Source organism: Streptomyces sp. RGM 3693, assembly GCF_050471125.1.
Taxonomy (GTDB): domain Bacteria; phylum Actinomycetota; class Actinomycetes; order Streptomycetales; family Streptomycetaceae; genus Streptomyces.
Genome location: NZ_JBMPPQ010000002.1, coordinates 1,264,955 through 1,285,473, shown reverse-complemented (window position 1 = coordinate 1,285,473; position 20,519 = coordinate 1,264,955). Strand labels below are relative to the sequence as shown.

The following is a 20,519-nucleotide window of genomic DNA, read 5'->3' as shown; positions in this document are numbered from 1 at the left end:
CGTTGTCAGTGGCCGCCCCTACGCTGTGCCACATGACCGGAGTGACGCAGCGAAAGCCCGCACCACGCCCCGTGACCGCCCTGTCCGCCGACGACGCCCGACGGATGGCACTGCGGGCCCAGGGCCTGCTGGGCGCCCCGGACCGCCGGGCCGGCGTCCGCGGGATGCTGCGCCGCCTGGGCGCGGTCCAGCTCGACACGATCTCCGTGCTCGCCCGCTCCCACGAGCTGATCCCCTACGCCCGGCTCGGCGCAGTCGGCCGCTCCGCCGTAGAGGGCGCCTACTGGTCGGCGAGCCCCGAAGGCAATGCCCCGGCCCGGCCGCACAGCTTCGAGTACTGGTCGCACGCGGCCTGCATCCTGCCCATCGAGGAGTGGCCGCACTTCGCCTTCCGCCGCCGCGCCCGGCGCGCCAAGGGCCACCGCTGGCACGTCATGAAGGACTCCGCACGCTCCTGCGCCGCCGTCCTGGACCGCCTCAAAGCCGACGGTCCCCTCACCACCTCCCAGCTGGGCGGCGGCCGGAACGGCGGGGAGTGGTGGGACTGGTCCGAAACCAAGATCGCCGTGGAGTGGCTGCTGGACACCGGCGACGTGGTCTGCACCGAACGCCGCGGCTGGAAGCGGATCTACGACCTCGCCGAACGCGCCGTCCCCGAGCCGCTGCTCCACGACGACCTCGACGACACCGCGTGCATACGGCGCCTGGTGGCCCAGGCCGGCGCCGCGATGGGCGTGGCCACCCGCGCGGACCTCGCCGACTACCACCGCCTCAAGGGCGAGCAGGTGGACGCCGTCATCGAGGACACCGGGCTGGTGCCGGTGACGGTCGAGGGTTGGGCCAAGCCCGCCTGGGCGGATCCGGAGGCGCTCGCCGCCGCGCCCCGCGGCCGGCACCGCACGACCCTGCTCTCGCCCTTCGACTCCCTCATCTGGGACCGCCCACGGACGGAACGGATCTTCGACTTCACCCACCGCCTGGAGGCCTACGTCCCCAAGCCCCAGCGGGTACACGGCTACTTCGCCATGCCCCTGCTGGCCGGCGGCAAGCTGGTCGGCCGCGTCGACCCGGCCCGCGAGGGCGGCACCCTGGTCGCCCGCCAGCTCTCGCTCCAGGGCCCCAAGGCTGTCCGCCCCATGGCCCAGGCCCTGCGCGAGGCCGCGGCCTGGGTGGGCTGCGACAGCGTCCACATCGAGCGCTGCGACGACCCGCGGCTGGCAGCCGCCCTGCGCGCCGAACTCACCCACACCGACGAGACGAACCCCGAGGAGGCCACCACTGCCTGACCCGCAAGCCCCGGCGCCGACCCCGAACCACCGGCAATCCGACGTCAATCCGGGGGCACCTGGCCCCCGACTTCACCGGATTTCGAGAATCTTCTCCCGCATCGCATACACCACGGCTTCCATCCGGGAATGCAGCTGGAGCTTCTCCAGGATGTTGCGCACATGGTTCTTGACGGTGTTCTCGGAGATGAACAACTCCTTGGCGATATCGCGGTTGTTCATGCCCGTGGCGACGAGTTTGAGGACCTCCAGCTCCCGATCGGTGAGCCGGGGCGCCGGCACCAGACGACGCTCGTCGGTGCGCTGGATCATCGACTTGAACTCCGTCAGGAGCTTGGACGCCATCGACGGGCTGATCTGCGACTGACCGTCCGCGACGGCCCGGATCGCGGTGGCCACCTCGTCGGTGGAGATCTCCTTGAGGAGGTAGCCGGTGGCACCGGCCTTGATCGCGTCGTAGAGATCGGCCTCTTCGTCGCTGATCGTCAGCATGATGATCTTCGCGCTGGGGGCCACCTCCTTGATGGAGGTACACGCCTCGATCCCGCCGCGCCGGGGCATCCGCACGTCCATCAGCACGATGTCGGGCAGCAGGTCGGCGGCCTTGTCGACCGCCTCCGCACCGTCACCCGCCTCACCGACGACCTGGATGTCCTCCTCCTGCGCCAGCACGATCTCCAGGCCGCGGCGGAAGAGCGCATGATCGTCCACGACGAGGACACGAATCGGCTCCTTGCGCGGCACCCGCGCAGCACCGTCCGCGTCGTCAGCCCCCACACCGCAGACATCGCCGCCCGCGTCACCCCGTACGGGCCCGAAACTCTCCCCCATGGTTCCTCCCCGTCAACTACTCGGCCGAAGGGCCAGAGTTTGGATATAAGGCTGGTTGACAACAGCCCTTTTCGGCCGGCCCGATCAATGCCATACGACCGTCTCCCCGGTATGTCGCCGTTTCGCGTCCACATACTCCCCGGCTGGCACAAACACTATACGGCTTCAACTCCAGCCTTCCGCAGGCACGATGGTGCCCCCGGGCGTACGCCGGGGGCACCGAACGGGTGGGGGTCAGCCTCCCAGCGCGCCGCCTGCGCCGCCGGGTGATTCCTCTCCGAACGCGTCGGAATTCAGGTGGATGACGCCGTAGTCGTAAGCGTGCCGCCGGTAGACGACGCTCGGCTGCTTGGTCTCGGCGTCGACGAAGAGATAGAAGTCGTGTCCGACCAACTCCATCTCGTACAGCGCCTGGTCAAGCGCCATCGGTGCGGCCGAGTGGGTCTTCTCGCGGACGACCACGGGCCCTTCGCCCTGGATCTCCAGCGATCCCATCCGGGTGGTCGGCACCTTGTCCTGCTGCGCGGCTTCCTCCGCGGCCGTCAGGCCGTGGCCGTTCAGCCGTGCCGCGTCGGGGACGGTGATCGCGACCTCACTCGCCGGGATACGGCCGTTGCCACGGCGTGAGTGACGCTTGTCGTGCTCCTTCCGCAGGCGCGCCTCCAGCTTGGCTGTTGCCAGATCCAGCGCGGCGTACGGGTCGGCTGCGGCCGCCTCGGCCCGGACCACCGGGCCACGGGAGCGGAGGGTGATCTCCACTCGGTCGGAACGGTCGGCCTGCCGCGGGTTGGGCTCCTTGGACACCTCGACGTCCAGGCTGATCACCTTGCCGTCGAGCTTCTGGACTTTGTCCAGCTTCAGCTTCTCGGCCACGTGCTTGCGGAACCGCTCGGGCACCTCGGTCTTGCGGCCCTTGACGACGATGTCCACGCAGAACTCCGTTCCCGGATCGCCCCGCTCAGCGAGCGGAGCAGCTCCTTCTTGCACCAGGCCCCGGTGGGTGCCGGAGCCTCGGACTGGCGACTTTCACCTCCTCCTCCCCCAGGGACGAGATCTCCATTCCCACGTTTTCAGAATCGCCGAAAAACCCTGAAAAGCATGCAACACGACATCCGAGGCAAAGCGTCCGCCAAGTCCTCACAACCGAACATAGCTCTACTGGACGGGTGTCGGCACCCCCTCGCCACGACCAGCTCCGTTTGAGTGAAATTCGGCGCTCACTACCAGCAACGACCTGCCACCCCACCCAGTTCCCCTTGCCCCGGCTCCCGCAGGGACGCTCCGACGGCCGTCCGGGGCCCCACCTCGCCGGTCAACGCCCCGGGACACCGTTCCCTCGGACGGCGGCACCGCCTGGGCCACGGCCCACAGGCGCGCCCGTGGGCCGGTCAGGCCGGTCAGTCCGGTCGAACGATCAGAACCTCCGGGCCGTCACCGCAGGCCGGTCGACCGATCAGCGCGCCAGGGGCCATCGCGGCAGGCCGGTGGGGGGGCAGCCACTCGCCAGGGGCGGAACAAGGCGGTCCGCTCCATCCGGAAGAGGCACGGGCACCCTTGTGGCCCGGCGGCCCTTTGCCTGCCTTGTGGCCGACCACCGCCGTCCCTTTGGCCGGACTCAGCCCCCTCAACTTCCGTTGAAAAGGAAAGAACTGGGGGACGCGGCCACCACCGCGGCCCCCGTCACCCGACCGCCGGCAGCCCGGACCGCCCGTGCCGCCTCGGCGAGCGTGGCCCCCGTCGTCACCAGATCGTCCACCAGCACCACCGGCGCCCCCGTCAGCAGCCTCCCGACCGCACCCGGCACCTCCAGGGCACCGGCGACGTTCGCCAGGCGCTGCCGGGCATCCAGCCCCGCTTGATCGACTACCGCACGACGCTGCCGCAGCACCGCCAGCACCCGCGCGCCGACACCCACCCGCCGCAGCTCGACGGAGGCCGCCAACGCGATCCTGCGCACAGGATCGTGACCACGGCCGGCCACCGCCTTCCGCGCGGACGGCACCGGGACCAGCAGGAGGGGGCCGCCCCCTCCCCCCACCCCCCGCACCGCCCCCGTCAGCACTGCCCCCAGTGGCGCGGCCAGCCGCAGCGCGCCCCGCTCCTTGTGGGCCAGCAGCACGGTGCGCACCTCATCGGCGTACGGCGCACCGGCCCACACCCGCGGCAGCCCCGCCGGTACCGGCCTCGGCCGCACCTGCCCCGCGCCACGTCCACCGCGCCACAGCGCCCGGTGACACGCCGCACACAGCTCCGTACGCGGCTGGCCACACCCCGCACAGTCGACCGGCAGTACCAGGCTCGCCAGCTCTCGCCACACCCCCCGCATGACTCCACTGTCGCGTTGTGCACGCTCGGCCACCACCCCTGTGGATAACTACGCCGAGGTGGCCAACCTTCCAGTCAGAGACACCGCCCGCAAGAGCCGCCGCCCGGGCACGCGCCTCGCCCGCGCCCTCTCCCCGGCCCGTACAACCCGGGCCTGCCCCTCGCGCCTCCCACGAACCAACACCAGCACCAGCACCAGCACGAACACCCCGCCCATGCTTCATCCCGACGAACGGGCCACGCCCGCCCCGGACAAGCCAGCTCCGCACCATCCCTGACCACGGCACCGGGACCGTCCCGATCCACGCCCCCACCAGGCACGTGGCCACCACCCCGGCCCTCGCCGAGCCGGACGAACGCACCGACGCCGCACCCGCCCTTCCCCCGACGAGCCGTCGCCGCGCCCGCGCTCACCCCGGATAGACCGGCGCCGTCCCGTCCTTGGCCACCGTCTTCCAGTTGGAGTCCGTGGGGAGCCGGACTATGCCCTCCGCGGCGTCCGCGATCAGCGGGCGGGTCTCGTCCTCCGAGGCCGCCACCGCCTTCACGCCGTTGACTCCGGGCAGGGTCTGCGCGTCGGACGCGGAGCCGTCGGTCTCCATGAACTGCATCTGCTGGACCCCGCCGGCTTCCCGGCCGACGACCACCAGCCGGCTGCCGCCCGCCCAGGACGCCGCCACCACGTCCTCCAACTGGGGCGCGATCGGCCGCAGTTCCTGCACCGACAGCGTCGGATGCGCGGAGGTGCCGTCCCGCTCGACCCGGCCGAGCTGGAGCGTCGTACGACCCTTGTCCTCCACCAGGATCGCGATCCGTATGCCGTCAGCGGCCACCTTGATCGCCTTGATCCGTCGCGCGCCGAGACCGGGCACCGAGACCTCCTCGGGGTCGCCCTTGCCCTCGCGCATCCGCAGCAGCCGCGAGCGGTGCGCGTCGCGGTCGGCGATCCACAGGTCGCCCAGCCCGTCCCAACTCGGCGCGGTCAGCCCCTCGTCGGCGCTCTTGGCCGTACTGGCGCTGGTCAGCAGCGGCCCCGCGCGTTCGACCCCGTCCTCCATCCCGGACACGTACAGATACCGGCCGTCGCCCGACACCCCGGCGGCGGTGGTCTCCCCACGCGAGATGGCGACCGAGCGCAGCGGGGTCTTGCCGGTGCCGAACGGCCCGCGCACCGGCGTCGGTTCGCTGGCCGCGTCCGACATCGCGACGACGCGGTGCTCCGCGTCGATGAAGTACTCCTTGCCGGCGTGACCGGTGTGGCCCGGTGCGGCGAAGTCCCGCTCGGCCTGGTCCTGGGTCAGCGCGCACAACGAGTTGCCGCTCGGATCCTGGAGTTCCACTTCACTGATCTTCGAAGCCCGCGTCATGTCCTGGACGGTGAAGAAGAGCTGAGCCGCCATCCGCTTGCACTGGGCGGTGTCGGTGTTGACCGCCTGTTTGCTGAGCTTGACATGCAGTGCGTTGGCGTCGTCCAGCGACAGGTCACGGGCGGCGAGCCGGGTGCCGGGCGGGAACGCCGAAGTCGTCACCCTGTCCAGCCAGTCGGTAGGCCCGGTGAGCAGCGCCTCCACGCTGGACGTGATCGGCTTTATCCGCTGCCGCAGGTAGACCGGGTCGGCGACGAGCACGTTCTTGCCCGCCTTGGGGTCGTCCGACTCGGACTTGTAGGACGCGAAGTAGTACTTGTTGACGGAGCGGTAGATGCGCTGGAAGTCGGACTGCCCCAGCACCAGCCCGTCGGGCAGCCGGTCGATGCGCCACTGGTCCCCCTCCTTGATGAGGTGGATCGTCTCGCGGTACGGCTTCTCCTCGGGGGTGTACGCGTGGTTGGCGTCCACCTTCGCCACCTGGCTGCCGGCGAGCGTGACGGTGTAGCCGTTGGCGCCCTCGCGGCTGGGCTGGACCTCCGGCTCAGACTTCGGCCGCTCCTGGAGCACATTGGTGACCAGGAACGGCCGCCAGGTCTGCTTCGCCGACTTGGCCAGGTACATCCTGGCCGTGCGGAAGTCCGCCTCGTCGCTGGTGGTCGCGTCGAGGAAGCTGCGCACGATGTTGGTCGGCTGGGCACCGTCCTGCGGGGGCACGCCGTAGACCCGCACCTGCGAGTCACCGTCGGCGCGCGGGGACGGGTCGGCCGCCGTGACGTCGCCGCTGTCCGGCATGGACGCGCAACCGGCCAGCAGTGCCCCGGCACAGCCCAGCAGGACGGCCTTGCGTCCCGTGCGTGCGACTCCGGTGCCCCGGAGCGCGCGCCGGTGGAACCGCGGGGTGCGCGCCGCGCGCTTGTCTCCGTGCTCAGCGCCCACGCCGTCCGCCTTCCCGCTCCGCACCGCGTTCGGTCTTCTGCTCCGTGCTGTCGGGGGCCGCACTCCCGTACGCGCCTGGGTCGGCGGGCGTACCCGCGTCCCTGATGGCGTCGGTGTGGGTGTTGTCGTGGGCGTTGTCGTGGGTGTTGTCGTCGCCCGTGCGCTCGGTCTTGCGTGCGGTGGCCTGCTGGGGAACCGCACGGGAACTGCCGCCGGGGGGCAGCGCCGCCGGGGGCGTCGTGGGTCGGGCCGCGGTGTGCTGTGCGCCGGGGCGGGGCTGCGCCGGGATGGTGGACGCCGCGCGGCCCGCGCCGGGGCGGGGCCGCCCGTGTTCGTCCAGGCCGCGGTTGCGCCGTGAGTCCTCGGGCTCCAGGGGAATCGGGGAGCCGCGCAGTGTTTCGCCGGCCGTACGGGGCAGCGTCAGCCGGAACTGGGAGCCGCCGCCCGGCTCACCCCACGCCTGTAGCCAGCCGCCGTGCAGCCGGGCGTCCTCGATGGCGATGGACAGGCCGAGCCCGGTGCCGCCGGTCGTACGGGCCCGTGCCGGGTCCGCGCGCCAGAAGCGGTTGAAGACCCGGGTCGCCTCGCCGGGCTTGAGGCCGACGCCGTAGTCCCGCACCGCGACGGCGACCGCGCCGTCGCTGCGGCCGCCGGCGGACGACAGCCGGACCACGACGTCGCGGCCCTCGCCGTGCTCGACGGCGTTGACAACGAGGTTGCGCAGGATCCGCTCCACCCGTCGGGGGTCGGCCTCGGCCATGACGGGGTGCTCGGCGCCGCGCACCACTATGCGGCTGCCCTTGCGTTCGGCAAGCGGTTCGGCGCCTTCGATGACGCGGTGGACCACGTCGCGCAGGTCGACCGGTTCGGCCTCCAGGGCCGCCGCACCCGCGTCGAACCGGCTGATCTCCAGCAGCTCGGCGAGCAGCGACTCGAAGCGGTCGAGCTGGCCGCGCAGCAGTTCCGCGGAGCGCGCGGTGGCGGGGTCGAACTCGTCCCGCACCTCGTGGATGACGTCGGCGGCCATCCGTACGGTCGTGAGCGGGGTGCGCAGCTCGTGCGAGACGTCGGAGACGAACCGCCGCTGCATCCGGGACAGCTCCTCCAACTGCTGGATCTTGACCTGGAGGTTCTGCGCCATCTTGTTGAAGGATTCGCCGAGCCGGGCGATGTCGTCCTCGCCGGTGACCTTCATCCGCTCCTGGAGGAGGCCGGCGGCCAGCCGCTCGGAGATCCCGGCGGCCATCCGTACGGGCGTGACGACCTGCCGCACCACCAGCCAGGCGATGGCGCCGAGCAGGATCACGACGAACACTCCGGCGGTCGCCAACGTGCCGGTGACGAGCTTGAGGGACTCCTCTTCCTGGCTGAACGGGAAGAGGTAGTAGAGCTGGTACTGGTTGCCGTTGATGTCGTTGAGCCGCTTGCCGATGATCAATGCCGGCATGCCGTCGTTGGACCCGATACGTTTGATCTGGGTGTACTGGCGGAACGTGCCGGACTTGCTGTCCAGCTTCCGCCGCAGTTCGACGGGGACGCTGCGTTCGGGATCGACGTCCCCGGAGGCGCGGGGTCCGCGAGTGCCGGGGGTGGAGTCGCCGAACGGTTCGTCGGTGTCGGAGCTGAGCGCGACGACCGAGAACACGCCCTGCCCGCCGCTGGCGAGCTGTTCGACCAGACTGGTCAGCCAGGTCGCGGAGTCCTGGGTGCCGCGGCTTGCGGTGCGGCTGTTGTCGTCGGTGTGGTTGTCATCGCCGCCGTCGGCCAGTTTCCGGGCGACCTCGAAACCGCCGACGGCCTGGCTCTGGGCGGCTTGCGCCTTGGCGGTGAGCAGGCCGTTACGGACCTGCCCGACGACCACGACGCCGAGCAGCAGCACCACGGCCAGCGACATCAGCAGGGTGGTGGCGACCACTCGCAGCTGGATGTTGCGTCGCCACAGGCGCAGCGCGGGCAGCAGCGGCCGCCGCACCCACCGGCTGAAGAGCCGCAGCAGGGGATGGACCGGCCCGCTCACTGCGCCGTCGGGCAGCAGCTGTCCGCCGCGCAGCAATCGTGCCGCTACGCGATCCGAAAAGGACATATCACCCGCCGGGCCGACGGTGCGCCCCCGCTGTCCCTCCGGGGCCGAACCGTCCCGGGGCATCTCAGCTGGGCCCGGCCTTGTAGCCGACGCCGCGCACGGTCACCACGATGTCCGGCCGCTCCGGATCCCGCTCGACCTTGGAGCGCAGCCGCTGCACATGGACGTTGACGAGCCGGGTGTCCGCGGCGTGCCGGTAGCCCCAGACCTGCTCCAGCAGCACCTCGCGGGTGAACACCTGCCACGGCTTGCGCGCCAGCGCCACCAGCAGATCGAACTCCAAGGGGGTCAGCGCGATCGACTGCCCGTCCCGCTTCACGGAGTGCCCGGCCACGTCGATGACCAGGTCCCCGATCGCCAACTGCTCGGGCGCCGGCTCCTCCGAGCGCCGCAGCCGCGCCCGGATCCGAGCCACCAGCTCCTTGGGCTTGAACGGCTTGACGACGTAGTCGTCCGCACCCGATTCGAGGCCGACCACCACATCCACCGTGTCACTCTTGGCGGTCAGCATGACGATCGGCACACCCGACTCGGCACGGATCAGCCGGCACACTTCGATGCCGTCCCGTCCGGGCAGCATCAGGTCGAGCAGCACAAGATCGGGCTTGGTCTCGCGGAACGCAGCGAGCGCCTTGTCGCCGTCCGACACGAACGACGGTTCAAAGCCCTCGCCACGCAGCACGATGCCGAGCATCTCTGCCAGTGCGGTGTCGTCGTCGACGACCAGGACGCGTCCCTTCATTCGGCCATCATCCCATTACCTGATCGTGACTTTCTCCATCGTGAGGCGGAACACACGTCCGCCAGCCGCTCGCGGTTCACCGGTGACACCACTCCGGCCTCCGTCACGATCGCCGTCACCAGCTCGGCCGGCGTGACGTCGAAGGCCGGGTTGTAGGCCAGCGAGCCCAGTGGGGCCACCGGAATCCCGGCGCCGGCCGCCGCCCCGGTGCCCAGCAGATGCGGCAACGAGAACTCCGTCACTTCATGGCCCGGCCGCTGCTCCACCTCAATACCGGCGCCGTCCACCGTCTCCAGATCCACCGTGCTGGTCGGGGCCACCACTACGAACGGAACGTGGTGGTGCCGGGCGAGCACCGCCAGCGGATAGCTGCCGATCTTGTTGGCGACCGCGCCATCCGCCGCGATCCGGTCCGCCCCGATGAACACCGCATCCACCTCACCGGCCGCGAACAGCGAACCCGCGGCGCCGTCCGCCAGCACCGTGTACGCCATCCCGGCCCGCGCCGCCTCGTAAGCGGTCAGTCGCGCCCCCTGCAACAGTGGTCGGGTCTCGTCCACCCACAGTCGCCGCAGCTCGCCGGCCCGGTGCGCCGCCAGCACCACGGCCAGGGCGGTCCCCTCTCCCCCGGAGACCAGGGCACCTGTGTTGCAGTGCGTGAGTATGCGGTGTCCGCCGCCCGGCAGCAGCTCACCCAGCAGTTCCAGACCGTGCTCCGCCATGCGCGCGCTGGCCTCGACGTCCTCCGCGTGGACGGCGCGCGCCTCGACCAGCGTGGCCGCCGCCGCACCCTGCGCATCAGCGCCACCGGCCACCGCCCTGCGGTACGCCTCGGTCGCGCGCCGGACGCCGTAGCCGAGGTTGACCGCGGTCGGCCGGGCGTTCGCCAGTGCGTCCGCCGCCTCCTCGACGTCGAATCCACGCGCCGCGGCCAGCGCAACGCCGTACGCACCCGCGATGCCCAACAGCGGCGCCCCGCGCACGGCCAGCGTCTGGATCGCCCGCACCAACGCCGGTACGTCCGTACAGACCAGCTCGACCTCCTCCGCCGGCAGACGGGTCTGGTCGAGCAAGACCACCACCGGGCCCTCGGGCAACTCCCCCCAGCGCAACGACGGGACCGCGAGCGACTCGGCGCCCGCCTCCGATACCTCGTGCCGATCAGCCATTCCCTCAGTCTGCCGCCGACCCCCCACCGAACAGAAGGTCCCCTTCCTAGAAGGGCACGGGTACAGAGCGCCACCGGCCATGACACGATGAATGACACCGCGGACCCCGGACCCCCGCCGCCCCGGCGGACGGGCAGCAAGAAGGAGCGACGATGAACAACTCTCCGGGCTGGGCCTCGCCCGGATCCTCTCCCTCCGACGAGCCGGGCCGCGGCACCTCGGAGCAGCCCACCCAACCGCCCGCTCCGGACGATCGCCCCGACGCGTCCCAACAGCCGCCCCCGCCGAACTGGTCCAGTAACCAGCCACCTGCCGGCCAGTGGACGGCCCCGGCCGGCATCCCCGGCCAGAGCGGACCGGATACCCAGGGCGGCGGAGACCGCACCCGCGCCTCGTCCGGCTCGGCCCCAGGCGGCTGGGCCACCCCGCCGGGCCCCGGCAATCAGGGCGCCTGGGGAAGCGGCCCCGGCTGGGGCGGCATGCCGCCCGCCGCCAAGCCGGGCGTCATCCCGCTCCGCCCGCTCGGCGTGGGTGAGATCCTCGACGGCGCCATCGCCACCATGCGCGCCCACTGGCGCACCGTGCTCGGCATCTCGCTGGTGGTCGCACTCGTCTCGCAGACCGCGATCACGCTCGTCACCGGCCTGTGGCTCCCCGGCGCCAACCATCAGCTGGGCCCCGATGACGGTTCCGCACCCCCGCTGCGACACGTCCTGGGCGAATTGGCCGACTCCCTCACCGGCTCCGCCATCACCACGCTCATCGGGCTGCTCGCCACGATCATCGCCACCGGCATGCTGACCATGATCATCAGCCGGGCGGTCCTGGGCCGCTCGGTGACCGCCGGAGAAGCTTGGAGCGATGCCCGCGGCCAACTCCCGCGCCTGCTCGGCCTGCTCGGCCTGCTTCCCCTGATCATCACCGCCATCTTCGCGGCCGCGGTGGCCCCGGGCCTCATCATCACCAGCTCCGGCTCGCTCGACCTCGGTCTTCTCCTCGTCCTGCTCGGCGTGCTCGCCGCCACCGTCGTGAGCATCTGGCTGTGGGTCCGCTACAGCCTCGCCTCCCCGGCCCTGATGCTGGAGAAGCAGGGCGTCGTGGCCTCCATGCGGCGCTCCGCCAAGCTCGTCCGTGGCTCCTGGTGGCGGGTGCTGGGCATCCAGCTCCTCGCCTACCTGCTGATCGCCATCGTCGAGTTCATCATCCAGATCCCGGCCACCTTCATCGCCTTCCTGATAGGCGGCGAGAACCTCATGGACTGGGCGAACGGCACCAGCGACTCCACCGGCTGGCCGTTCCTCATCGTGCTGGGCCTCGGCGCGGTCATCAGCTCGGCGGTCACCTTCCCGATCAGCGCCGGGGTCACCGCACTCCTCTACGTCGACCAGCGCATCCGCCGCGAGGCCCTCGACCTCGAACTCGCCCGCGCCGCCGGTCTCCCCGGCTACACCCCCGAAGCGCCCGCCACGCCCACGGCCACCGGCGGCACCCCGGCCCCCAGGACCGCTCCCGACACAACCCCGGCCGCCCGGCCCGCCGCTGACGCCCCGTCCACGCAGCCGCCCACCGAGCCGGCAGACCCGACGGACTCTCAGCCAACGAGCCTTCAGTCGACGAAGATTCAGTTGACGAAAACTCAGAACACCGAGGCCGAGAACCCAGCGCCGGAGAAGACCGAGCCTGCCACCGCCGAGACCCCTGACGCTCCCGGCACGCCCACGGATGTCGCTCCCGACATCCCCGGACCGCGCCCGACCGACACCGCACCGGGAAGCTGATGCGGTGACCACAGGGGGGAAGATCACCGCACTCGCCGACCTCATCGTGCGCTCTGGCAACGACATACCGGTACGGATCTCTCGCGACCCCGCCCGTGAGGCGGCGGAACGCGAACTGTCCGACCCCCGGTACCACCAGCACGACCCCAATCTGATCCAGCGCGCCCTGGATTGGCTCTGGGACCGCATCGGCGAGCTCTTCAATGCGGCCTCCGGCGCCACCCCGGGCGGCTGGGCCGGGCTCATCGCCATCGCCGCATTCGCGCTGCTACTGATCATCGCCCTCCGATTGCGGCTCGGTGCGGTGCGCCGCACTCCGACCACACGGGGCACCCTCTTCATCGATACGCCCCGGACCGCCGCGGAACACCGCGCGGCCGCCGACCGGCACGCGACCGAGGGCCGCTGGAACGAGGCGGTCCAGGACCGGATGCGCGCCATCGTCCTCGCCCTCGAAGAGCGCGCCCTGCTCACGCCCGGCCCCGGCCGCACCGCCGACGAGGCCGCCACCGAAGCCGGCCTGGTCCTCCCCGCAAACGCCGAACAACTCCGCACAGCGGCCCGTACCTTCGACGACGTCGCATACGGCGGCCGCCCCGGCACCGAACGGGCATACACCCTCCTGGCCGACCTCGACACCGAGCTGCAGCGCGCCAAGCCCCACCTGGCCGCCACCCCGACCAGGAGTCGCGGATGACCACTGCCACCACCGCCACCGCCGTTCCCGGTCACACCGCGCACCGCCTGTGGGCCCGCTCCCGGGGCGTGCTGGTGGGACTGCTGCTGCTCGTCATCGGCGGACTGACCCTCGCCGCCCTGCAGTCCGGCGAACAGTACGGCCGGCTCGACCCGCGCTCCGTGGACCGGACCGGAAGCCGGGCGCTCGCCCAACTCCTCACCGCCCACGGCATCACCAGCCAGGTCGTGACCACCGCCGAGGAGGCCGCAGCCGCGGCCGGCCCGCACACCACGCTCCTCGTCGCCGCCCCCGACGTGCTGACCTCCGATCAGCTGACCAGCCTCCACGCAGCGACTGCGCACACCCCCGGCCGCACCGTCCTCCTCTCGCCCGGCTTCGCCTCGCTCCAGGTGTTCGCCCCCGGCGTCCAGGCCGAGCCCCAGGTCAGCAACGCGCCGCGGGTGCCCGGCTGTTCGCTGCCCGCCGCCCGCCGCGCAGGCGACGCTCTCCTGGGCGGCATCCGCTACACCACCTCCGCCACCGCCGCCGACCGCTGCTACGACGCCGGCGGCTACCCCGCCCTGCTGCGCCTCCCGGCCGCCCACAAGGACCGCGACACCGTCCTCCTCGGCTCCGCCGATTTCCTCTACAACTACCGCCTCGCCGAGCACGGCAACGCCTCGCTGGCCCTCCAACTCCTCGGTGCACACAAGCATCTGGTCTGGTACCTCCCCTCCGTCAGTGATCCGTCCGCCACCGCCCAGGACGCTCAGCCGGGCCTCTTCGGCCTCATCCCGTCCGGCTGGCGCTGGGCCCTGCTCCAACTCACCCTCGCCGCCGGCTGCGCGGCCCTGTGGCGTGCCCGCCGCCTCGGCCCGCTGGTGCCGGAGCGTCTCCCGGTCACCGTCCCGGCCGCCGAAACCACCGAGGGCCACGCCCGCCTCTACGAACAGGCCCACGCCCGCGACCGGGCCTCAGCCGTCCTGCGCTCCGCAACCCGCACCCGGCTCGCCCCCCTGATCGGCGTGCCTCCCACGCACGCCAACACCCCCGACCTCCTACTCCCGGCCATCCGCACCCACTTGGCCACCGCCCCCCTGGCCACGACCGACCTCAACACCCTGCTCTTCGGTCCCACCCCAGCGGACGACAAGGCCCTGGTGCACCTGGCCGACCAACTCGACACGCTTGAGAACTCGATCGTTTCCCATGAGAGGCACGCACCCCGTGAGCACCCCGACCGCTGACAGCGCCCGAGCCTCACTTGAGGAACTGCGCACCGAGATAGCCAAGGCCGTGGTAGGCCAGGACCCCGCCGTCACCGGTCTGGTCGTCGCACTGCTCTGCCGCGGTCACGTACTCCTCGAAGGAGTCCCCGGCGTCGCCAAGACCCTGCTCGTACGCGCCCTGTCCACGGTCCTCGAACTCGACACCAAGCGCGTCCAATTCACCCCCGATCTGATGCCCAGTGATGTCACTGGTTCACTGGTCTACGACACCCGCACCGCCGAGTTCTCCTTCCAGCCCGGCCCGGTCTTCACCAACCTCCTGCTCGCCGACGAAATCAACCGGACGCCACCCAAGACCCAGGCGTCCCTGCTCGAAGCGATGGAAGAACGCCAGGTGACCGTCGACGGCACCCCCCGTCTACTCCCCGAACCGTTCCTCGTCGCCGCCACGCAGAACCCCATGGAATACGAGGGCACTTACCCTCTCCCCGAAGCCCAGCTCGACCGCTTCCTCCTGAAGCTGACGGTCTCCCTGCCCGCCCGCCAGGACGAGATCGACATTCTCAACCGTCACGCGGCCGGCTTCAGCCCGCGCGACCTGAATGCCGCAGGTCTCCGCCCCGTCGCTTCCGCCGCCGACCTCGAAGCCGCCCGGGCCGCGGTCGCCAAGACCGCCGTCTCGCCCGAAGTCACCGGCTATATCGTCGATATCTGCCGTGCCACTCGCGAATCCCCCTCGCTGTCTCTCGGTGTCTCCCCCCGAGGGACCACCGCCCTGCTCTCCACCTCACGCGCCTGGGCCTGGCTCACCGGCCGCGACTACGTCACGCCCGACGACGTCAAAGCCCTGGCCCTTCCCACACTCCGGCACCGGGTGCACCTTCGACCCGAGGCCGAGATGGAAGGAGTCACCGCTGACTCCGTGATCAACGCCGTGCTCGCTCATCTCCCCGTCCCCCGCTGAGGCAAGACCGTGGCCCTCACCGGACGCACCGCTCTCATCTCCGCGCTCGGAGCCCTGGTCGTGGGCTTCGCGCTGCCCAGCTGGCTCGGGATCCTCACCGTTCAACTCGCCTTGCTGCTAGCAATCTTGTGCGATCTGGCCCTCGCCGCGCCAGTGCGAAAGCTCCATTTCACCCGAACCGGTGACACGAGCGTTCGACTAACAAGCGAAGCCCACATCCACCTCACCGTCACCAACCCCAACCGCCGCCCCCTGCGCGCCCAGCTCCGCGACGCCTGGCCCCCCAGTTCGTTCCACCCTGGCAACGACATCCCCGCATCCCGCCACACCCTCCGCGTCCCCAGCGCCGAACGCCGCCGCCTGACCACCACCCTCCACCCCACCCGTCGCGGCGACCACCACGCCGTCCGCGTTACGGTCCGCTCCTACGGCCCCCTCGGCCTGGCCGCCCGCCAAGGCAGCCACCACGTCCCCTGGACCCTGCGCGTTCTGCCCCCCTTCACCAGCCGCAAGCACCTCCCCGCAAAACTCGCCCGGCTCCGCGAACTCGACGGCCGCACCAGCATCCTGACCCGCGGCGAAGGCACCGAATTCGACAGCCTCCGCGACTACACCCCCGGCGACGACACCCGCTCCATCGACTGGCGCGCCACCGCCCGCCGGCAGGCCGTAGCCGTCCGCACCTGGCGCCCCGAGCGCGACCGACGCATCCTCCTCGTCCTGGAAACCGGCCGCACCTCGGCCGGCCGCGTCGGCGACACCCCTCGCCTCGATGCATCCATGGACGCCGCGCTGCTCCTCGCCGCGCTCGCCGCCCGCGCGGGCGATCACGTCGACCTGCTCGCCTACGACCGCCGGGTACGCGCGTCCGTACAAGGCCGCACCGCCCGCGATCTCCTTCCGGCCCTCACCAACGCCCTCGCCCCCCTCGAACCCGAGCTCGTCGAAGCCGACGCCCGCAGCCTGGCGGCGACCATCCAGCGCCACACCGCACGCCGCTCCCTCATCGTGCTCTTCACCGGCCTCGACACGGCCCCCATGGAGGAGGCACTGCTGCCCGTCCTCCCCACCCTCACCCGGCGCAACGAACTGATCGTCGCGGCGGTCGCCGATCCCCGTATCGAAGAACTGGCCGCCGGCCGCCACACCCCGCAGGCCGTATACGCGGCCGCCGCCGCGGAGCAGACCCGCGCCGCCCGCCGCCGCACCGCCGACCGCCTCCGCCGCCACGGCATCACGGTCATTGACTCCACCCCGGCCCACCTGGCCCCCGATCTCGCCGACGCCTACCTCTCCCTGAAGTCCGCCGGCCGCCTGTAGAGGCCCATCCGGACAGGGAAAGGCCCCCCATAACCAGCACAGCCCACGCCTCACCTACGGGCCGTGCAATCACTCCCCTCTGAGACACCGGGCCTCATTACGAAGCCTCCCCGCCCCCTCTCCTCTCACCCGCTCACTCACAGCGCCTACAGGCCCATCCCCCCACGCCGCCCCCCATGGCCCACAAAGACGAACCCCTCACAGCCCCAAGGCCAAAGCATCCGTACCCCCGGCCATACCCTGTGCCTGCGTCTATGCCTACGGAGAAGGCCGGCCACAACACAAAAAGGGCCCCGCCCCCAAACCCAGGTCACTGGATTGGGGAACGAAGCCCAAAAAACAGAAAGGCCCCGCACCATAAGGTGCGGGGCCTTCCCACAATAATTGTTCGGCGGCGTCCTACTCTCCCACAGGGTCCCCCCTGCAGTACCATCGGCGCTGAAAGGCTTAGCTTCCGGGTTCGAAATGTAACCGGGCGTTTCCCTAACGCTAAAACCACCGAAACACTATGAAGTTGAACTCCAGCCAACAAGGCGAGTTCGTTACTTCAGAACCTACACAGTGGACGCGAGCAACTGAGGACAAGCCCTCGGCCTATTAGTACCAGTCAACTCCACACCTTACGGCGCTTCCATATCTGGCCTATCAACCCAGTCATCTACTGGGAGCCTTACCCCATCAAGTGGGAGGGAGCCCTCATCTCGAAGCAGGCTTCCCGCTTAGATGCTTTCAGCGGTTATCCTTTCCGAACGTAGCCAACCAGCCATGCCCTTGGCAGAACAACTGGCACACCAGAGGTCCGTCCGTCCCGGTCCTCTCGTACTAGGGACAGCCCTTCTCAAGACTCCTACGCGCGCAGCGGATAGGGACCGAACTGTCTCACGACGTTCTAAACCCAGCTCGCGTACCGCTTTAATGGGCGAACAGCCCAACCCTTGGGACCGACTCCAGCCCCAGGATGCGACGAGCCGACATCGAGGTGCCAAACCATCCCGTCGATATGGACTCTTGGGGAAGATCAGCCTGTTATCCCCGGGGTACCTTTTATCCGTTGAGCGACGGCGCTTCCACAAGCCACCGCCGGATCACTAGTCCCTACTTTCGTACCTGCTCGACCCGTCAGTCTCACAGTCAAGCTCCCTTGTGCACTTACACTCAACACCTGATTACCAACCAGGCTGAGGGAACCTTTGGGCGCCTCCGTTACTCTTTAGGAGGCAACCGCCCCAGTTAAACTACCCACCAGACACTGTCCCTGATCCGGATCACGGACCCAGGTTAGACATCCAGCACGACCAGAGTGGTATTTCAACAACGACTCCACACCAACTGGCGTTGGCGCTTCAAAGTCTCCCACCTATCCTACACAAGCCGAACCGAACACCAATATCAAGCTATAGTAAAGGTCCCGGGGTCTTTCCGTCCTGCTGCGCGAAACGAGCATCTTTACTCGTAATGCAATTTCACCGGGCCTATGGTTGAGACAGTCGAGAAGTCGTTACGCCATTCGTGCAGGTCGGAACTTACCCGACAAGGAATTTCGCTACCTTAGGATGGTTATAGTTACCACCGCCGTTTACTGGCGCTTAAGTTCTCAGCTTCGCCCCACCGAAATGGAGCTAACCGGTCCCCTTAACGTTCCAGCACCGGGCAGGCGTCAGTCCGTATACATCGCCTTACGGCTTCGCACGGACCTGTGTTTTTAGTAAACAGTCGCTTCTCGCTGGTCTCTGCGGCCACCCCCAGCTCAGGAAGCAAGTTCCCTCACCAGAAATGGCCCCCCTTCTCCCGAAGTTACGGGGGCATTTTGCCGAGTTCCTTAACCATAGTTCACCCGAACGCCTCGGTATTCTCTACCTGACCACCTGAGTCGGTTTAGGGTACGGGCCGCCATGAAACTCGCTAGAGGCTTTTCTCGACAGCATAGGATCATCCACTTCACCACAATCGGCTCGGCATCAGGTCTCAGCCTTAACGTGTGACGGATTTACCTACCACACGGCCTACACCCTTACCCCGGGACAACCACCGCCCGGGCTGGACTACCTTCCTGCGTCACCCCATCGCTTACCTACTACCACCTTGGGTCAACGGCTCCACCACGTCCCTTTGTCCGAAGACTCCAGGCCGGCTTCACGGCTTTAGCATTAATGGATTCGATATTGGGCGTTTCAAAGCGGGTACCGGAATATCAACCGGTTGTCCATCGACTACGCCTGTCGGCCTCGCCTTAGGTCCCGACTTACCCTGGGCAGATCAGCTTGACCCAGGAACCCTTAGTCAATCGGCGCAAGAGTTTCCCACTCTTGTATCGCTACTCATGCCTGCATTCTCACTCGTGAACCGTCCACAACTCGTTTCCACGGCTGCTTCACCCGGCACACGACGCTCCCCTACCCATCACGATCCCCGTTGGGGGTAATATCGCAATGACACGACTTCGGCGGTGTACTTGAGCCCCGCTACATTGTCGGCGCGGAATCACTTGACCAGTGAGCTATTACGCACTCTTTCAAGGGTGGCTGCTTCTAAGCCAACCTCCTGGTTGTCTCTGCGACTCCACATCCTTTCCCACTTAGCACACGCTTAGGGGCCTTAGTCGATGCTCTGGGCTGTTTCCCTCTCGACCATGGAGCTTATCCCCCACAGTCTCACTGCCGCGCTCTCACTTACCGGCATTCGGAGTTTGGCTAAGGTCAGTAACCCGGTAGGGCCCATCGCCTATCCAGTGCTCTACCTCCGGCAAGAAACACACGACGCTGCACCTAAATGCATTTCGGGGAGAACCAGCTATCACGGAGTTTGATTGGCCTTTCACCCCTAACCACAGGTCATCCCCCAGGTTTTCAACCCTGGTGGGTTCGGTCCTCCACGAAGTCTTACCTCCGCTTCAACCTGCCCATGGCTAGATCACTCCGCTTCGGGTCTTGAGCATGCTACTCCACGCCCTATTCGGACTCGCTTTCGCTACGGCTTCCCCACACGGGTTAACCTCGCAACATACCGCAAACTCGCAGGCTCATTCTTCAAAAGGCACGCAGTCACGACGCACCAAGCAAGCTTGATGCGCGACGCTCCCACGGCTTGTAGGCACACGGTTTCAGGTACTATTTCACTCCGCTCCCGCGGTACTTTTCACCATTCCCTCACGGTACTATCCGCTATCGGTCACCAGGGAATATTTAGGCTTAACGGGTGGTCCCGCCAGATTCACACGGGATTTCTCGGGCCCCGTGCTACTTGGGTGGTTCTTAAGCAAGCCGCTAATGTTTCAGCTACGGGGGTCTTACCCTCTACGCCGGACCTTTCGCATGTCCTTCGCCTACATCAACGGTTTCTGACTCGCCGACCGGCCGGCAGACCGATCAAAAGAACTCCCACAACCCCAACCACGCAACCCCTGCCGGGTATCACACGTGACTGGTTTGGCCTCATCCAGTTTCGCTCGCCACTACTCCCGGAATCACGGTTGTTTTCTCTTCCTGCGGGTACTGAGATGTTTCACTTCCCCGCGTTCCCTCCACACTGCCTATGTGTTCAGCAGCGGGTGACAGCCCATGACGACTGCCGGGTTTCCCCATTCGGACACCCCCGGATCAAAGCTTGGTTGACAGCTCCCCGGGGCCTATCGTGGCCTCCCACGTCCTTCATCGGTTCCTGGTGCCAAGGCATCCACCGTGCGCCCTTAAAAACTTGGCCACAGATGCTCGCGTCCACTGTGCAGTTCTCAAGCAACGACCAGCCACCCGTCACACACCCACAAAGGATGCTTCACCGGGGCCGGCATCGCGAAGGTCCAGACCACAG

Annotated in this window: 13 protein-coding genes and 2 rRNA genes; 6 read left to right on the top strand and 9 right to left on the bottom strand. The window is 68.8% G+C overall.

Features of this window, described 5'->3' with window-relative positions:
• The first annotated feature begins 32 nt into the window (after window positions 1-32).
• Entirely contained in the window at window positions 33-1,286 is a 1,254-nt protein-coding gene (locus tag ACO0M4_RS23060) for a winged helix-turn-helix domain-containing protein (RefSeq protein ID WP_430372827.1), read from the top strand.
• A gap of 72 nt (window positions 1,287-1,358) precedes the next feature.
• On the opposite strand, the gene ACO0M4_RS23055 is transcribed toward ACO0M4_RS23060, so the two are convergent.
• The 7 genes from ACO0M4_RS23055 to mtnA all read right to left on the bottom strand — a co-directional run bounded on the left by ACO0M4_RS23055 (window position 1,359) and on the right by mtnA (window position 10,742).
• Window positions 1,359-2,117, bottom strand: coding sequence for a response regulator (locus ACO0M4_RS23055; protein ID WP_430372826.1), 759 nt, complete (start codon window positions 2,115-2,117; stop codon window positions 1,359-1,361).
• Window positions 2,118-2,351: 234 nt separating this feature from the next.
• Window positions 2,352-3,047, bottom strand: coding sequence for a ribosome hibernation-promoting factor, HPF/YfiA family (hpf, locus tag ACO0M4_RS23050; RefSeq protein ID WP_390026502.1), 696 nt, complete (start codon window positions 3,045-3,047; stop codon window positions 2,352-2,354).
• 694 nt (window positions 3,048-3,741) lie between these two features.
• Complete coding sequence (locus ACO0M4_RS23045) at window positions 3,742-4,443, bottom strand: ComF family protein (protein ID WP_430372825.1); 702 nt, start codon at window positions 4,441-4,443, stop codon at window positions 3,742-3,744.
• 409 nt (window positions 4,444-4,852) lie between these two features.
• Complete coding sequence (locus tag ACO0M4_RS23040; protein WP_430372824.1) at window positions 4,853-6,748, bottom strand: LpqB family beta-propeller domain-containing protein; 1,896 nt, start codon at window positions 6,746-6,748, stop codon at window positions 4,853-4,855.
• Window positions 6,738-8,894 (bottom strand): MtrAB system histidine kinase MtrB, encoded by a 2,157-nt coding sequence (gene mtrB / locus ACO0M4_RS23035; protein ID WP_430372823.1) that lies wholly within the window; start codon window positions 8,892-8,894, stop codon window positions 6,738-6,740. The genes ACO0M4_RS23040 and mtrB overlap by 11 nt, the downstream gene beginning before the upstream one ends.
• 1 nt (window position 8,895) lies before the next feature.
• Complete coding sequence (gene mtrA / locus ACO0M4_RS23030; protein ID WP_430372822.1) at window positions 8,896-9,573, bottom strand: two-component system response regulator MtrA; 678 nt, start codon at window positions 9,571-9,573, stop codon at window positions 8,896-8,898.
• Window positions 9,570-10,742 carry an S-methyl-5-thioribose-1-phosphate isomerase gene (mtnA, locus tag ACO0M4_RS23025; RefSeq protein WP_430372821.1) on the bottom strand — a complete coding sequence of 391 codons (1,173 nt, stop codon included), beginning with the start codon at window positions 10,740-10,742 and terminating at the stop codon, window positions 9,570-9,572. Before mtnA ends, mtrA begins: the two co-directional genes overlap by 4 nt.
• Before the next feature lie 152 nt (window positions 10,743-10,894).
• Between mtnA and ACO0M4_RS23020 the strand changes: the two genes are divergently transcribed.
• Genes ACO0M4_RS23020 through ACO0M4_RS23000 form a run of 5 tightly spaced genes read left to right on the top strand, consistent with a single transcriptional unit; the run spans window position 10,895 to window position 16,712 of the window.
• Window positions 10,895-12,520 (top strand): DUF7544 domain-containing protein, encoded by a 1,626-nt coding sequence (locus tag ACO0M4_RS23020; protein WP_430372820.1) that lies wholly within the window; start codon window positions 10,895-10,897, stop codon window positions 12,518-12,520.
• 4 nt (window positions 12,521-12,524) lie between these two features.
• Window positions 12,525-13,217: a DUF4129 domain-containing protein gene (locus tag ACO0M4_RS23015; RefSeq protein WP_430372819.1), complete on the top strand. Its 693-nt coding sequence runs from the start codon at window positions 12,525-12,527 to the stop codon at window positions 13,215-13,217.
• On the top strand, window positions 13,214-14,446 hold the full coding sequence (locus tag ACO0M4_RS23010) for a DUF4350 domain-containing protein (RefSeq protein WP_430372818.1): 1,233 nt from the start codon (window positions 13,214-13,216) through the stop codon (window positions 14,444-14,446). Before ACO0M4_RS23015 ends, ACO0M4_RS23010 begins: the two co-directional genes overlap by 4 nt.
• Window positions 14,409-15,392 (top strand): AAA family ATPase, encoded by a 984-nt coding sequence (locus ACO0M4_RS23005; protein WP_430372817.1) that lies wholly within the window; start codon window positions 14,409-14,411, stop codon window positions 15,390-15,392. Before ACO0M4_RS23010 ends, ACO0M4_RS23005 begins: the two co-directional genes overlap by 38 nt.
• Window positions 15,393-15,401: 9 nt before the next feature.
• Entirely contained in the window at window positions 15,402-16,712 is a 1,311-nt protein-coding gene (locus ACO0M4_RS23000; RefSeq protein ID WP_430372816.1) for a DUF58 domain-containing protein, read from the top strand.
• 386 nt (window positions 16,713-17,098) lie between these two features.
• On the opposite strand, the gene rrf is transcribed toward ACO0M4_RS23000, so the two are convergent.
• Together rrf and ACO0M4_RS22990 are read right to left on the bottom strand one after the other, a co-directional pair.
• A 5S ribosomal RNA gene (gene rrf / locus ACO0M4_RS22995) occupies window positions 17,099-17,215 on the bottom strand.
• Window positions 17,216-17,289: 74 nt separating this feature from the next.
• Window positions 17,290-20,411, bottom strand: a 23S ribosomal RNA gene (locus ACO0M4_RS22990).
• Window positions 20,412-20,519 lie beyond the last annotated feature (108 nt).